We start from the raw sequence: 267 nt of genomic DNA on the forward strand, positions 1-267 counted from the left end.
TTCAACACTTTGCAGCCAGTCCAGGATGAACAGCGTGCGCTCGATCCGGCCCCGCTCGCGCAGGGCCACGGCCAGTCCGTTCTGGCGCGGGTAGCTGCCGAGCTTGCGCAGCATCAGCGAGGCGGTGACGGTGCCCTGCTTGATCGAGCTGGCCAGGCGCAGGATGTCGTCCCAGTGGGCACGCACGTGCTTGATGTTCAGGGTGCCGCCGATCAGCGGGCGCAACGTCGGGTAGGCTTGCACGCCCTGCGGCACGTACAGCTTGGT

The 267-nt window shown here is 67.0% G+C and carries 1 protein-coding gene; it reads right to left on the minus strand.

Translation table 11 applies throughout. The annotated features are described in order from the left end of the window. On the minus strand, nucleotides 1-267 hold a 267-nt coding region (locus tag RTW80_RS29465), incomplete at both ends, for a Tn3 family transposase (RefSeq protein ID WP_312721667.1).

The organism is Escherichia sp. AM3 (assembly GCF_032029835.1).
GTDB classification, from domain to species: Bacteria; Pseudomonadota; Gammaproteobacteria; order Enterobacterales; family Enterobacteriaceae; genus Escherichia; species Escherichia coli.